We start from the raw sequence: 14713 nt of genomic DNA, 5'->3' as shown, positions 1-14713 counted from the left end.
TCCGCATCAGCGGTTGTTGATGATGTCCTTGCCCGCGGGCGGCGGCGGCGGCGCCTTCACGGACGCGCTCGGCGGAGGCGGCGGCGTCCGGCGCCCGCGCCACACCGGCTGCTTGCTGCTCGTGCTCGTCGACGAGTCGTCCGTCTTCGTCGTGCTCGTCGCCGCCTGCGCGGCGAGCGTGGCGACGAGGTGCACGGACGTCTCGGACGGCCCCTGGACGATGGAGTAGGGCTGGAACCCTTCCTTCTGCACCGTCAGCCGGCGAGGCTCCGCGCGCACCTTCTCGTTCTCGATCGAGAGGTTGAGCGGGGTGTGCCCCAGCGACTTGCCGTCCTCCATGACGTCGGCGCCCGGCGGGATCGACTCGAGGATGAGCATGAACGTGGGCACGCCCTTGTCGGCGGTGGTCGCGGCGGCGGGGGCCGGATCGGCCGCGGGCACGACCGGCGCCGCGGTCGGCGCGGGGCCGCGGGTCAGGGCGAACGCGACGCCGGCGACGATCACCGCTCCGATGGCGGCGAGGATCGCCGTCTTGCGGCCCGAGCCGGGGCGCGCGCCCGCCGCGCCGCCCTTGCCTGCGTCCGCGGCCGGGCCCGCGCCGCCGGCGAGGCCCGGCGCCGTGCCCACGCCGGAGGAGCGCCCGCTCGCCTCGTCGTCGGTCGACGGCGCCGGGAGCGTCACCGCCTCCTTGAGCGCCTGCATCGTCGACGAGCGCGACGAGATCTGCACGCCGGGCAGCGACTCGAACGAGGTGATCTGCGTGCCCGCGCCGAACGCGGTCGTCACGCCCATGCCGCGCGCGCACTCGCCGAGGCCCTGGATGAGGGCGTCCATCGTCGCGGGCCGGCCGTCCGGATCCTTCGCGAGGCAGCGCATCACGAGCGCCTCGAGCGGCTCCGGGATGTCGATGTCCGGGTTGCGCTCCTTCATGCGCGGCACCGGCTGCTGGAGGTGCGCCATGAGGATCTGGATCGACTTCTCGGACTCGAACGGCACCTTGCCGCAGAGCATCTGGTAGAGGATCACGCCGAGCGAGTAGATGTCGGTCCGGAGATCGACCTTGCCGTGCGAGATCTGCTCGGGCGACATGAAGCGCGGCGAGCCGAGGAACGCGCCCTGCTGCGTGAGCTCCTCCGAGTCGTCGCCGAGCTGCTTCACCAGGCCGAAGTCGAGGATCTTGACCGCCTCCTCCGAGTCCTCGTTGGAGACGAGCATGATGTTCGACGGCTTGAGGTCGCGGTGGACGACGCCGTGCTTGTGCGCCTCGCGCAGCCCGCGCGCGATCTGCCGCGCGATGCGCATCGCCTCGGGCGGCGGCAGGCGCCCCTGCCGGCGCACGCGCCGGAAGAGCGTCTCGCCCTCGAGGAACTCCATCGCCATGAAGTACCGCTCCTGATCGTCGGCCTCGATGCGGCCGTAGTCGAAGACGGTGACGATGTTGGGGTGCTGCAAGCGCGCGAGGATGCTCGCCTCCAGGAAGAAGCGCTTGTGGAAGTTCGGGTCGAGCTGCCTCGAGGCCTGGTTCGGGATCAGGACCTTGATGGCCACCGGACGCCCGAGCGGGATCTGCTCGCCGCGGTAGATCGTGCCCATGCCCCCGGTCGCGAGCATGGACAGGATCTTGAACTTTCCGTTGAGCACCTTTCCGAGCAACGGATCGATCGGCTCGCTGCGCGCTACTTCATCGACGACGTTTTCGTTGGCACTCATATGAACTCCGTCGCCTTCCCCGTGCGGGCGCGGGCGAGCCCTCCCCTCGGTGACGTTGCCTCGCGATGCGTGAGCGTGGTCCTCATGATCGTGGGGAGCGTCGGCGCGTGGGGCCGTCGGGGCAGTCTAAACGGAAGAAAAGTCCTTGGCGACCTTTCCTCGATCGTCCCGTGCGGGAGGCCGAACGCCCCCTGCGGCCAGCGCTGCGCCATGCGCCCTGCGCCATAACCCCGATCCACGGGAACCGCCAGTTGCTGGCATCTGGCGTCTGCTTGCCTCCGTCGCGCCACCGAGATCCTGTCCGGAGATTACACTCCTTCGCGTCCTGTCGATCCCCCTTCCGCGCTGTCCGCGCGATGTCTTCGCCCCCCGGGCCCCGGCGGGGGCCCCCTTCTCGCCCTCACGGTGGCCGGCGGGGTAGTAGAACGGAGCATGCGACCGGATCGCGCCCTACGGCGGTGGTGGAGGGGGAGGACGTACAGGCGCCTGCTGGACGAAGCGGCGTCGGCGCTGGCCGGCTCGCGCCACGCGGACGCCGAGGCGGCGTGCGCGGCGGCGCTGGAGATCGCCGAGGACATCTACGGCCGCGAGGACGCCGAGCTGACCGGGCCGCTCTACGCGCTGAGCTCGGCGCAGCTCTCGCAGGGGCGGCTGGACGAGGCGCGGGCGAGCTCGGCGCGGGCGATCGCCATCGCCGAGGCGGCCGGCGGGGGCACCGACCCGCCACTGCCGAGGCTGCTCGAGCAGCTCGCCGCCATCCTGGAGCGGCAGGGCAAGGCCGAGGAGGTCGAGGCGCTGTTCCGCCGGATGCTGGCGGGCTACGAGCGGATGCGCGACCCCGATCCGGTCGAGCTCTCCGCGCTGCTGAACCGGCTCGGCCTGCTGCTCGGGAGGAAGGGGGCGCGCGCCGAGGCCGCGCCGCTGTTCCAGCGGGCGATCGCGCTGCGCGAGGCGGCGCTCGGCGAGCGGGATCCGCTCGTCGCGGAGGCGCTCTACAACGCCGCGACGTTCCTCGAGGAGGATCGCCCGGCGGCCGACCGGGAGGCCATGCTCCGGCGGGCGCTCGACATCGCCGCCGGGGACGCGCGGGTGGAGGGGGCGCTGCTCGCGTCGATCCTCCACAACCTGGCGGCCGCGCGGGAGGCGCTCGGGGACATGGACGAGGCGGCGTCGCTGTACGAGCGCGCGCTCGCCGCGCGGGAGGCGCTCGCCGGGGCGACCCACCCGTCGCTCCGGCCGACGCTGGTGCGGCTCGCGCAGGTCCACCACGCCGCCGGACGGATCTCCGCGGCGCTGCCGCTCTACGAGCGGGCGCGCGCGCTCGCCGAGGCGGACCTCGGTCCGGATCACCCGGTGACCGCGGCGATCAAGGCGTGGCAGGAGGAGGCGCGGAGCCGGAGCTGACGCGGCGTCCTCGACGAAGGGGACGCGGCGCGGGCCGCGTCCTCGACGGAGGGGGATGATCTCAGGGGTCGGAGAGCGGGGGGTCGCCGCCTTCGCTCCAGCGCTCGGTGAGCTCCGGGAGCACGGTCGCGGCCATCTGGAGCAGGTGCGCCATGTGGTGCTCGGGCGTGTTGCCGCGGTAGCCGCGGACGTGGAGCCCGCCCACGGAGGCCTCGGTCGTCGGGACCATCTGCTTCTCGAGGCGCCTCGAGACGGCGCCCTCGGCCGCGCGCAGGCGCAGGTGCGGCGGCGCGTCGAGCGCGAGCGGCCGATCGACCGGCCCGCCCTGCGCCACCTCGAGCAGGTAGTTGGCCGTCGCGCTCGAGCTGGCATACGTGATCGGGTCGATCTCCGAGTGCGTGATCGTGAACAGGATCTCCCCCGACGCGGCGCGCTGCGCGGCGCGCGCGAACGACGCGAGCTGGATGGTGTTCAGCCCGCTCGGTTGCTCGGGCGCGAAGCCGCAATGGATCCCGTCGGTGACGAGGATGGCGTCGACCGTGTCGGTGCCGCGCCGGAGCTCCAGGATCTTCGCGACCGCGCCATAGCCCGCGCTCCACGAGGACAGCGCGACGCGGCGGACCCGAGGGGTGGGCAGGCCGCGCTGCGCGAGCGCGCGATCGATGTCCCCGAGCAGGCCCTCGTACATGCCCGGCTGCGCGTAGGCGTCCTCGTAGGCCCCCGAGCCGATCCCGAGGTTGACGACGGCGACGGCGGCGTTCAGCCCGGCGACCTCGGCGCTCTCGCGGACGAGCTGGGTGTTGCCGTGGAAGTGCACGAGGAGGTCGTAGCTGGGCCCTGCCGGCTTGAACGACTCGGGCGTGAAGAGCACGCCGCCGCGGATCGGCGCGTACCCGTCGTGCCGGATCGCCGGCGGTGGCGTCCTGCCCTGCCACCGCGCGAACATCTGGGGCGCGACGAGCGCCTTGGCCCCGGCGCCCTCGCGCGCGGAGCGCGCCGCGAGCAGCATGGCGCGGCTCACCGGCGTCATCGCGCGGAAGGCGGCGACGGTGTCGGCCGGCATCCTCGCGGCGACCACCCGCGCGGCGATCGCGACCACGGCGACCACGGTCGCCGCGACCAGCACGGCCGCCCCGAAAGCGCGCCACCTGCGCGCGCGGCGCTCCGCCGGCGCGGGCGGAGCCCAGGGGCCGTACGGCGCGATCTCCGGGAGGGGCTGCGGCGCCGGCCCGTGCAGCGCGGGCTCGAAGCCGGGGGGAAACCCCTGCCCGAGCGCGCCGTGCTCCGCGGCGGCGGGCGGCGGACCGAAGGGAAATCCGTGCTCCAGCGGCCCCGGCGCCGCGGCGGCGGGCGGCAGACCGAAGGGAAACCCGTGCTCCAGCGGCCCCGGCGCCACGGCGGCGGATGGCGGCTCGAGAGGAGCACCGCGCTCCCGCGGATCGTGGATCACGGTGACGGGCGGCGGTGTGGGCGTCGGCGAGAGGCCCACGGGCCACCGGTCAGCGCGCGCGTTTCCCTTCATTACTGATACGCCTCCTCACACATCGGGGACGTGGCGCTCGGCCGTCGCAGGCCGGGCGCTGCTCTGTGTTCCGTGAGCGCGTTGCACTGCCGGCGCCGCGCTGCGTTTCCGCTCCTGCCGTGCGCCTGGAAGCGCCACGGCAGCCGGAGGATCGACCAGCACGGCAGTAAGCTCAAGCGGCAACCGTGCCGTACGCGCATATTTGAGCGCGGCTGGAATACTTGGTGCCCCACTGGATCACGCGTGGGCGCGCGCTCGTCCCGCGGCGCGGAGGGCGAGCGGAATGTGCTCGCGGCCGTGCGCGCGGGGCGCGGCGACGGGCGAGCACGCTGGCGGCGAAACGCGCACTTGCACCCCTCTCCTACCCCCAGCAAGGTGCACCGCGATTGTTCCCCCGTGACGCTCGTTTTCTGATCGCAGCGGCGCTGCTCCACGCCGCGATCCCCCTGGCGGCGCGCCTCGTGCGCAGCCCGGCCCCGGCGCTCGTGGCGCGCTCGAGCGGCGCGTACCGCGAGGTGGAGATCGAGGTGCAGCCCGTCGCGCCGCTCGCCCCGGCGTCGGACGAGGCGCGCGCCGCGACCGCATCGCCGCCGCGGGCTCCGGAGGAGGCGCGGCCGCGCGAGGGCGCGGCGCCGCGGGCGCTCGAGCGGACGGCGCGGCGCGACCCGCGGGACAGGGATGCGCCTGCGGCGCCCGACGCGCCCGGCGAGCCGCAGGACGTCCTGGTCGCGCCGCCGGCCCCTGCGCCGAGCTCCGAGTACGACGGTCCGCCGAGCGCGGAGGGGCCGCGGAGCGTGGCCGGGCTCGACGGCGCGCCGGTGTGGCAGATGCCGGGCGTGTTGCCGTCGGCGCAGGCAGCGCCGCCCGCGCCGACGGCGGCGCCCGCGCCGCGCGAGACGTCGATGGACCGCGCCGGCGAGGTGCTGCGCGAGGCGATGCGCGACCGGGACAAGACGCGCGGGCTGGATCTGCCGGCCGCGGGCACGGTCGCGTCCGTGGTGGCGGACGCGGTGCGCGGGTCGGAGACGCCGAACAAGGCGCGCGCGGTGTTCGAGGTGCACCTGAGCGGCGCCGGCGCCGTGCTCGGGGTGCGCGCGGTGTCGTCGACCGCAGGCGCCGCCGCGCTGTGGGCGCGGGTGGCGCGCGAGGCGGCGGCGCAGCTCGCCGGGCGCGCGCTCGCGATGACGGCCGGGTTCTCGAAGGGCGCGAAGGTCTACGTGACGGTGAACTCCTCGGTGCGGATGCCGGACGGCTCCGAGGTGTCCGGGATCCACCAGCAGGGCGCGGGCTTCGGGTTCGATGTCGCCAACCTCGGCGCCCGGCCCCACCGCCTGGTCCACTCGAGCTTCCGCGTCGAGGCGCTCAACTGAGGCGCGCGGCGCGGGCGCGGCGCTCCTCGACGGCGCCGCGCGATCCGCGGCGCCGCGACGCCCGCCAGCGGGCGTACCGCGCCGCGCTGGCCGCGAGGCCGATCCAGACGAGCGAGAGCGCCGAGAGCGCCGCGGGGACGCCGGCGATCCACACGATCGGCGGCGGCGGGGGGCGCGTCGGGCAGACGCGCCGCGTGCCGAAGCGACAGGCGTGGCGCTGCTCGAGCTCGTCCGCGGCGGCGCTCACCCCGGGCACCTCGGCGGGAAGGGCGCGCATCGCCGCGGCGGCCATCATGTAGGCCGCGACGGCGGGGCGGTCGTGCGCCGGATCCGCGGGGATGTGGTCGCGCACGATCTCGAGCAGCCGGGCGGCGCGCCGGGCGGGCTCGTGCTCGGCGAGCGCGCCCGCGAGGTGGCGCGCGAGGCGCTCGTCGACCTGGAACGCGCAGGCCACGGCGAGGTCCTCCCCGGACGTGAGGTAGACGGTCTCGCCCGACGCGGTCTGGCGGGGCTCCGAGCCGGACGCCGCGACGGGCTTGCGCAGCACGACCCGCGCGCCGCGGACGCAGGTCGGCACCTTCGGCGGGGTGCGCAGGTGCACCGCGGCGTAGCGCTGGGCCGCGACGCCCGCGACCGCGCCGAGCGAGAGCGTCAGCGCGACGAGCGCGGCGATGATCCACGCGCGCGCGCCGCGCCGGGCGGCGGCGCCGCCGCTCGCAGGCGCGTCAGCGGGCTCGCTCGGGCGCGACGACGGCTCGCCGGAGGGCTCTCGGGACGGCATGGCCGCGGGTATGGACAGCCGCGGCGAGCGCGTCAATCCGCGGTCAACGACGGCGGCGCCGCGCTGGCGAGGCGCGCCACGTGCATCCAGGCGCGGGCCGCCTCCTCGTGGCCGGTCGCGGCCGCGAGCCGCGCCAGGAACCGCGCGCACGCCTGCTCGCCGTGGCGATCCTGCGCCTCGCGGGCGCGCGCGAGGGCGCTCAGCGCCTTGAGGAGGGCGCCCTCCGTGCGGCCCACGGCGGCCAGCGCGACGCCGTACGCGAGCAGCGCCCGCGCCCGCTGCGAGGGGGGCGCGTCGGCCTCCGCGGCGATCCGGAAGCGCCGGAGCGCCTCCTCCTTCGCGCCGCGGCCGAGCGAGATGAGGCCGGTCATGCGATCCACGAGATCCTGGTGCTCGCCGGTGCGGCGGAGCTCGCCCACGAGCCGCTCCAGCGTGCGGAGGTCGCCCTGGACGAGCGCCTGCTTGGCCAGCTCGGCGAGGCGGACCGCGATGTCGTTCACCGACAGGACCGGCGACTCCGAGGTCTTCGCGAGCGGGTCCTCCGAGGTGCCGAGGGTGAACTCCTCGTCGAGCGGCGGCGGGTCGGGGAAGTCCGAGGACGCCCCGCTCGGGCGCGCCGCGCGGACCCCGTCCGTCAGCGTCGGCGTCGCGGGCGCCGGCGTCGCGGGCGCCGGCGTCGCAGGCGCCGGCGTCGCAGGCGCCGGCGGCGCGGGCGTCGAGCGGCGCGCGCCGTCGCGCTCCGGAGCGGCGGCGCCGCGCCGTCGCGCAGAGCCGCCGCCCTCCTCGCGGAGCGCGGCCTCGCCGGGCCGCTCCGCGGAGGACTGCGCGCGCGGCGGCTCGGCCGTCTCGCCGACCACCTCGATCGGCGTGCGGTAGGTGGGCGGCTGGCTCGAGGCGCCGTCCGCCGCGCCGTCCAGCGGGAGCTCCCTCGAGGTCTCCTGCTCGTCGGCGAACGCGAGCAGCTCGGCGGCCGAGGACTCGAGCAGCGCGTCGCTCGCCGCGCTCGCCGCGCGCGTGGCGAGCGCGGCCGCGGCGCGCCGATCGCCCGCCTGCGCGGCGTGCCACGCGGCGTCCGCGAGGCCGAGCGGACCGGCGTGCTCCTCGAGGACACGCGCCGCGGCGAGGTGCCACGCGGCGCGCTCGTCCAGCGGGACGGCGTCGAGCAGGACGTCGCGCAGCGTGCGCGACGTGAGCCGCAGCCAGCCGGGCTCGGGGCGGAAGGCCCAGCCGCCGCCGCGCAGCGCCGACTCGACCGCGGAGACCCTCGGGGCGCCGGTGCTCTCGCACAGGGCGTCCACCGCGGCGTCGGGCGCGTCGCCCCCGAGCATCGCGAGCGCGGTGAGCACCGTGCGAGGGCCGACCGCGAGCAGGCGCAGGCGGCCCTCGATCGGGCGGCACGCGGGCGGCGCCGCGAGCTCGGCCGCGGTCATGGTGCGCGCGGGCCTGCCCCGCCCGGCGCTGCGCCGGCGCGGCCCGACGCTCCTGCCGATCCAGCGCAGCGCGCCGCTCTCGAGGCCCTCGCAGATCACCTCGCGCAGCGCCAGCGGGAAGGCGGGCGCGCGCGTGGCCCACCGCCGCGCGCCCGCCTCGTCGATGCAGCCGTCGAGCAGGCGGCGGACGAGGACCTGGGCGCTCGGCCCCGAGAGCGGGCCCAGCGCGAGCGTCGAGGCGGCGTCGATCCCGGTGAGCGGCTCGGGCAGCGGCTCGGAGCGCCCCAGCCGGACCACGGCGCGGATGCCGCCGCCCATGCCCATCGCGATCGCGATCGCGTCGAGGCTCGCGTCGTCGACCTGGGCGGCGTCGTCCACGGCGACCAGGCCGACGCGGCCCTCGGACGGCGCGAGCCAGCAGGCGAGCAGCTCGGCGGCGGTCCACGGCTCGACGCCGTGGCCGGCGAGGAGCCGCTCGAGCGCGGGCATCAGGCGGTCCGGGAGCGCCGGCGCGCGCGCGCGGCCCTTCGGGGCGCGGGGCGCGGCGCGCGCGAGGGCGCGCGCGAGGGCGCGGCGGAGCGCGCCGAACGGCTCGCGCGAGGCCCCGATCGGCGCGACGAACAGGCCCCGCGACGGCGCGAGGCCCCGGAGCAGCTCGAGGAGGAACCGGGTGCCGCCGGCGCCGGCCTCGGCCCGGACGATGGCGAGGGAGCCGGAGGGCAGGACGAGCTCCAGGAGCTCGTTGTCGCGGCCGATGAGCGGCGGCGTGCACACGCGCGCGACGCTCTCGGCGACCTGCCTGCGCAGCGGCTGCTGCGCGTCGAGGCGGAGCCCGCGCACCCTGCGCGCGCCGTCGACGCCGCGGTGCGCGCCGAGGGTCATGAGCTCGCCCGCCGCCGCGGCGGGGAGCGCGGGATCGAGGAGCACCTCGCCCGGGGGCGCGATGCGGGCGAGCATGACGGCGACGAGCAGCGGCTGCCCCCAGGAGAGCGCGGAGAAGCGCCCCGCCTCGCCGACGTAGGTCATCTCGCCCTGCGCGATGCCGGCGGCGAAGCGCGCGTCGGGGTGCACGCTCGCGTCCTCGGCGGCGAGCGCGGCGAGCAGCACCGCCTCCTCGATGTCGTCGGGGGTGAACTCGAACGAGAACGTCTGCGCGCTCCAGGCGCACAGGGTGCCGCCGAGCGCCTCGGCGCGCTTCTTCAGCGCGAGCGCCCTGGCGAGGTAGCTCTCCTCGCCGCGCGCCGTCGCGCCGGCGTCGTGCGGCCCGGCGCCGCGGCGGCTCGTCCGCGGCGCCGCCTGCCCTGCGCCGCGGCGGCTGGGCCGCGGCGCGACCGCGTCCGTGCTTTCCGGTTGCCCCAGGGCCGCGACGCCTCGAAAGGACACGACGATGCGCTCCGGCATTGCGGCGAGTGTAGCGGGGCGCCGCGAGCGCGTGGGCGCTTCTTGCCGCCCCGCGCCGCTGTAGGATGGACGATCGATGCGCTCACCCTCTTTGCCTGTCCGCTCGCCGCGGCCCCGCGCGCTGCGCGCCGCCGCGCTCGTCGCCGCCGCGCTCACCGCGCTGCCTTCCCTCGCCGCCGCCAACGGCGTCTTCCCGTCCGCGGATCAGCTCGTGTTCGATCCGTCGGACCCCGCGCGCGCCGTGGCGCGGATGACGTACGGCCTGCTCACCACGCGGGACGGCGGCGCGAGCTGGGACTGGATCTGCGAGAGCGCGGTCGGGTACGACGACACGGACGGCGTGTCTCCGCCGATCGCCGCGGCGTCGAGCGGCAGGGTGCTCGCCGCGCTGGCCGACGGGCTCGCGGTCGGCACCGAGGGCGGCTGCGCCTGGGCGGGCGCGGCCGAGCTCGCGGGGCAGGAGATGATCGATCTCTCCGCCGTGAAGGGCGATCCGTCGCGCGTCGTCGCGGTCGCCGGCGGGGCCAGCCACCGGCTGTGGGCGTCGCTCGACGGCGGCGCCACCTGGTCGCGCGCGGGGACGCCGCTGCCGGCGGGGTTCAAGGCGCGCACCGTCGACGTCGCCCCGTCGGACCCGCGGCGCGTGTACGTGAGCGGCCTCGCGAGCGCGGGCGGGACGGTGAAAGGGGCGCTCGCGCGATCGCTCGACGGCGGGGAGACGTGGGCGACCTCGACGGTCCCGGGGAGCACGACCGATCGCGAGCCCTACATCGCGGGGGTCGATCCGCTCGACGCCGACGTGGTCTACGTGCGCACCGCCGGCGCCGCCGGGCGGCTGCTCGCCTCGAAGGACGGCGGCGCGACGCTCGATCCGGTGTTCGAGACGACCGGCTTCGTGCGCGCGTTCGCGATCTCGCCCGACGGCGCGACCGTGGCGGTGGGCAGCGACATCGACGGCGTCTGGCGCGCGCCCTCGTCGACGCTCGCCTTCGAGAAGGTCTCGACGGTGGCGCCGCGGTGCTTCACCTGGACCGAGACGGGCCTCTACGCGTGCGCGACCGAGTTCCTCGACGGCTTCACGATCGGCCGCTCGGTCGACGGCGGCGCGACGTTCGAGCCGCTGCTCCAGCAGGCGTGCCTCCGCGGCCCGCTCGAGTGCGCGGCGAGCACGCCGACCGGCAACCGCTGCCCGGCGGACTGGGCGCGCATCGCGCTGATGACCGGCCACCGGGACTGCACGCCGGACGCCGGCGCCGGAGGCGGCGGCGGCAGCGGCAGCGGCAACGGCGGCGGCGGCGGCGCGGGCGGCGAGGGCGGCGCGACGGCGGCGAGCGGCGGAGGCGCCAGCGCGGGCACGGGCACCGGCGGACGGCCCGGGGCGCCGGGCGGTCCGGCCGGCCCGGCCGACGCGGGCGGCTGCGGGTGCGGCGCCGGCGGCGCGGGCGCCGGCTGGGAGGGCGTGCTCGCGGCGGCGGCCCTCTCGGCGACCGCGGCCCTGCGCCGGCGCAGGCGCGGGCGCTTCGTTTAAGGAGCGATGACGACCTGCCTTGCGGCGGTCGCGACGTCGCCGTCCGGGTCTTCCAGGGTGACGTCGATGTCGAGCGCCCTACCCCGGACGGCCTCGACCGAGAGGCCCCGGTCCACCTGGAAGCGCACGCCATAGATCTCGCAGTGGTCTGCCCCCGCCTTGCGCAACGTGACCTGCGAGGTGAACGGGGGCAGCGCCAGCGCGAGCTCGGGGAAGCGCCCTCCGACCGTCAGGCGCGAGCCCATCTGACGGAGGCCGGTCGCGCGCAGCGCGAGCCACACGTGATGGCCTCCTTGAGGGCCCGGTTCGATCGGCACCACCTCGCCCTCCTCCAGCGGGGCGAACGCGCTCTGCCCCTGCCCGATCCTCATCGCCGGGTCGCCCGAGGAGGGCGCCTTGCACGCGTCCCTCGCCGACGTGATCCAGCCCGGGTCGTGGTCGGCGAGGTCGGACGGGGCGATGAACGGATCGACGCATGCTCCCGCCGCGCAGGTCGCGCCGTTCGCGCAGGTCACCGCGGCGCACGCTTCGTCGAGCGAGACGGGCAGGAGCAGCGTCCGCCCGCCGGCCGCGCGGGTCGCGGCCCGCCGCGTGACGAGCGGCGCCGCCTCGTCGTCGCGGAACGCCGCGACGGACAGCTCGACCTCGGCGCCGTCCTGCGCCCGCTGGACGAGGAGCTCCGCCGGGAGCGACAGGTCGCCCGCGCCATACGAGCGGCGCTCGGCGCTCGTGATGACGCCGTCCACCGTCGTGGTCGCCTCGACGCGGTCGAGCGCGAACCCGACCGCCATGTCCGTCGTCAGGCCGAGCACCACGACCGCGTCGGCGTCGTCGCCCCCGCAGCCCGCGGTGCACAGGACGAGCAGCGCGATCATCGCCTCCCGGGTCGGCCGCGCGATCATCGGAGGGCGTTCAGCGCGACGGCCGCGAGGCGCGCCGGCGGCGCCGCGCGAGCCAGCCTGCCGCCGCGGCGAGCGCGGCGAACGGCGCGGCGAGCGTCGCCTTGCTCCCCGGGCTGACGGCGCACATGCCGGCGGAGAGGTCCCCGTCGATGCCGTCTGGACCGAGGGTCACCTCCCCCTCGGCCTCGGCCTTCACCTCGACGCCCTGCTCGAGCAGCGCCTTCACGCAGGCCGGGATCTGCGAACCGGAGATGATGTACTTCCCGTCGCAGAAGAGCGCGCCGTCGCCGGTGCAGGAAGCCTCGCAGTTGGCGCGGAACTCGTGCTCGCAGTCTCTGACCAGCATGTCCTGGCAGGTGGTCTGGCAGTCCATGTTCGCGTCGGCCGTGCACGAGCCGCCGCAGCACTCGATGCAGTGATCATAACAGCCACCGTCCACCGTCACGCACTGGGCGTCGCACTCGCCGTCGCAGTTCGCGTCCCACCGCGCGGCGCACCGCACGGGGTCGGGGTCGCCCGCGCACTCGGCGTCCCGCGTGGTGGTGCACTCGACGAAGCAGTTGTGGGAGCAGATGACGTTGACGCCGTTGTCGCAGTCCCTCTTGCACTGCGTGGTGCAGCTGTCCGTGCAGGTCGCCTCCGCCGAGAGGGTGCACTCGGTCTTGCAGACCGGCACGAGCCTCGTGGCGCACGCCGTCTCGTAAATCCCGAGCTCGCTGCAGCCCGCGTTGCACTCCGCCTGGACGCGCACTTCACAGTTCGACAGCTCCTGGAATCGGATGTTGCCGCACTCCTCGACGCCCGCGCTCGCCGGCAGGGCGGCCGACAGACAGACAATGACTCCAGCCAGCCCAAGAAAACCGAATCTCCGCATGGGAACCCTCCTCGATGACGCCAAAGCCACGATCCTACACAGGACGACTCTATGGAAGTGCTATTTCGGCCGCGCATGTTCGCGGCGCGCGGGGCGCGCCCAGGGGCAGGCCGAGCACACATATCGCCCTGTGAACGCCTGTTGGTGGGCGCGGCGTGAACGCCGTGCGACAGCGCGACCGCGGCGCGGTAATCCGCCGCCGCGAGGGGCCCTGGGGCTCAGTCGGCGGGCCAGGGGTTCGGAGGATCCGCCGGCGTGTAAGGCGCCACGGTCGCCTCGACCGCGATCAGGTTCTTGATGAACAGGGCGACATAGCGCAGGTCGTCCTCGACGTCCGGATCCGGATTGCGCTCGAGCCACGCCGCGACGTTCGGGCGCAGCGCCTCGAGCGTGCGGCGCGCGGTGCGGGGGTCGGCGTCGGCGGCGAGCTGCGCGGCGAGCCTGAACCCCGCGAAGAGGTTCAGCATCACAAAGCCCTTCTCGACCGTGTCGCTGGAGAAATACCCGGCCTCGAGCGGCGCGCCCGGCGCGGCGACGTCGACCTTCTGCGAGCGCGCCTCGCCCGTGATCGGGTGCTTCCACGACAGCTCGAGGCTGCCCACGGCGCGGGGGGCTTCGGCGCCGTCCTGGCCTGCCTCCGGCACGAGCTCCAGCAGGATCGCGCCGCCGCCGCCGCGCCGGCCGGCGCCGACCGGCGCCTCGGAGCTCGTCCGGCCGGCGAGGAAGAGGCTCGGCATGTGCACGGTGCCGCCGCGCTCGCCGCCCTGCCACCCGTTCGTGCCGTAGGCGCCGCGCACCACGTAGCCCTCGCCCACGGAGACGTCGAGATCGACGTCGAGCGCCACGGGCACGAGGAACGTCTTCACCTCCTCGACGAAGACCTCCTCCACCGCCTTCGGATCCTCGAGGAAGTAGAAGTTGCCCGCGCCGACCTCGCCGACCCCGCGCATCACGTCGACGTCGAACTCGCTGCCGACGCCGACGGTGGTGACGCCGATCCCCAGCTCCGCGTACCCCTCCGCGAGCGACCGGAGCCGCTCGGGCGAGGTGAACCCGACGGTGGCCTCGCCGTCCGACAGGAAGATCACCCGGTTCTGCCGCGCCGGATCCAGGTGCCGCTCGGCGACCGCGAACGCGGTGAAGAGGCCGTCGTACAGGTTGGTCCTCCCGGCCGCGGCGAGCCGCCTGAACGCCGCCGTGAGCGTCTCCGTGTCCGACGCGTCGGCGAGCTCCAGGACGACCTCGGCGCTGTCCGCGTAGCTCACGAGCGAGACCCGGTCGTCCGGCTCGAGCGCGCCGATCATCTCGAGGAGCCCCGCCTTCAGGTAGTCGATCGGGTCGCCGGCCATCGAGCCGCTCGTGTCGGCCGCGATGACGAGGTGGAGCGGCGGCCGCTCCAGCGCGCTGACGTCGATCGGCGAGTTCATCCCGACCTGGATGAGCGTGCACGGCGAGCCGCTGATCATGTTGCCCATGATCCCGAGCAGGCCGTGCATGCACACGTCCTCGCCGCAGGTCGCGGCCGGGTAGTCGAGCTTGTGCTCGGCGAAGAAGCCCACGTCGTCGATCGTGTCCGGCCCGGGGATCTGGCCGTCCTCGAGGATCTGCCGGAACAGCCCGAAGTCCTGCGCTCCGCCTTGCGACACGCCCACGCTGCCGGGGTCCCCGGGGATCGCGGGCCCCGCGAAGTCGCCCGCGCCGGCGTCGTTCGCGGCGCAGCCGGCCGCGCCGAGCAGGGCGGCGGCGCTCAGCGCAAGAACCACGTTGGTGTGAAGCTTCATGGATGACCTC

At 75.7% G+C, this 14713-nt stretch carries 10 protein-coding genes; 3 read left to right on the top strand and 7 right to left on the bottom strand.

Features of this window, described 5'->3' with window-relative positions; genetic code table 11:
- Positions 1-6 precede the first annotated feature (6 nt).
- Positions 7-1710, bottom strand: a complete 1704-nt coding sequence (locus tag WMF43_RS03585; RefSeq protein WP_437677521.1) for a protein kinase domain-containing protein — start codon at positions 1708-1710, stop codon at positions 7-9.
- A 432-nt stretch (positions 1711-2142) separates the two neighbouring features.
- On the opposite strand from WMF43_RS03585, the gene WMF43_RS03580 reads away from it, so the two are divergent.
- Positions 2143-3114 (top strand): tetratricopeptide repeat protein, encoded by a 972-nt coding sequence (locus WMF43_RS03580; protein ID WP_437677520.1) that lies wholly within the window; start codon positions 2143-2145, stop codon positions 3112-3114.
- A gap of 61 nt (positions 3115-3175) precedes the next feature.
- On the opposite strand, the gene WMF43_RS03575 is transcribed toward WMF43_RS03580, so the two are convergent.
- Positions 3176-4636, bottom strand: coding sequence for a hypothetical protein (locus WMF43_RS03575; RefSeq protein WP_437677519.1), 1461 nt, complete (start codon positions 4634-4636; stop codon positions 3176-3178).
- A gap of 386 nt (positions 4637-5022) precedes the next feature.
- Here WMF43_RS03575 and WMF43_RS03570 point away from each other — a divergent pair, with 386 nt between their 5' ends.
- On the top strand, positions 5023-6006 hold the full coding sequence (locus WMF43_RS03570; protein ID WP_437677518.1) for a hypothetical protein: 984 nt from the start codon (positions 5023-5025) through the stop codon (positions 6004-6006).
- Here WMF43_RS03570 and WMF43_RS03565 read toward each other — a convergent pair.
- Together WMF43_RS03565 and WMF43_RS03560 are read right to left on the bottom strand one after the other, a co-directional pair.
- Positions 5999-6787 (bottom strand): hypothetical protein, encoded by a 789-nt coding sequence (locus WMF43_RS03565; protein ID WP_437677517.1) that lies wholly within the window; start codon positions 6785-6787, stop codon positions 5999-6001. The two genes, WMF43_RS03570 and WMF43_RS03565, sit on opposite strands and share 8 nt — an antisense overlap.
- A 32-nt stretch (positions 6788-6819) precedes the next feature.
- Positions 6820-9618 (bottom strand): hypothetical protein, encoded by a 2799-nt coding sequence (locus WMF43_RS03560; RefSeq protein ID WP_437677516.1) that lies wholly within the window; start codon positions 9616-9618, stop codon positions 6820-6822.
- Positions 9619-9694: 76 nt separating this feature from the next.
- Between WMF43_RS03560 and WMF43_RS03555 the strand changes: the two genes are divergently transcribed.
- Positions 9695-11146 carry a WD40/YVTN/BNR-like repeat-containing protein gene (locus WMF43_RS03555; RefSeq protein WP_437677515.1) on the top strand — a complete coding sequence of 484 codons (1452 nt, stop codon included), beginning with the start codon at positions 9695-9697 and terminating at the stop codon, positions 11144-11146.
- On the opposite strand, the gene WMF43_RS03550 is transcribed toward WMF43_RS03555, so the two are convergent.
- From WMF43_RS03550 to WMF43_RS03540, 3 genes are all read right to left on the bottom strand, one after another.
- Positions 11143-12048 (bottom strand): hypothetical protein, encoded by a 906-nt coding sequence (locus WMF43_RS03550; RefSeq protein ID WP_437677514.1) that lies wholly within the window; start codon positions 12046-12048, stop codon positions 11143-11145. The two genes, WMF43_RS03555 and WMF43_RS03550, sit on opposite strands and share 4 nt — an antisense overlap.
- Before the next feature lie 10 nt (positions 12049-12058).
- Positions 12059-12922, bottom strand: a complete 864-nt coding sequence (locus WMF43_RS03545) for a hypothetical protein (RefSeq protein ID WP_437677513.1) — start codon at positions 12920-12922, stop codon at positions 12059-12061.
- 218 nt (positions 12923-13140) lie between these two features.
- A complete protein-coding gene (locus tag WMF43_RS03540) occupies positions 13141-14703 on the bottom strand; it encodes a vWA domain-containing protein (RefSeq protein ID WP_437677512.1) in 1563 nt (520 codons plus the stop codon).
- Positions 14704-14713: the final 10 nt, after the last annotated feature.

The organism is Sorangium sp. So ce131 (assembly GCF_051519095.1).
Classification (GTDB): domain Bacteria; phylum Myxococcota_A; class Polyangia; order Polyangiales; family Polyangiaceae; genus Sorangium.
This window is presented reverse-complemented; position numbering and strand designations above follow the sequence as displayed.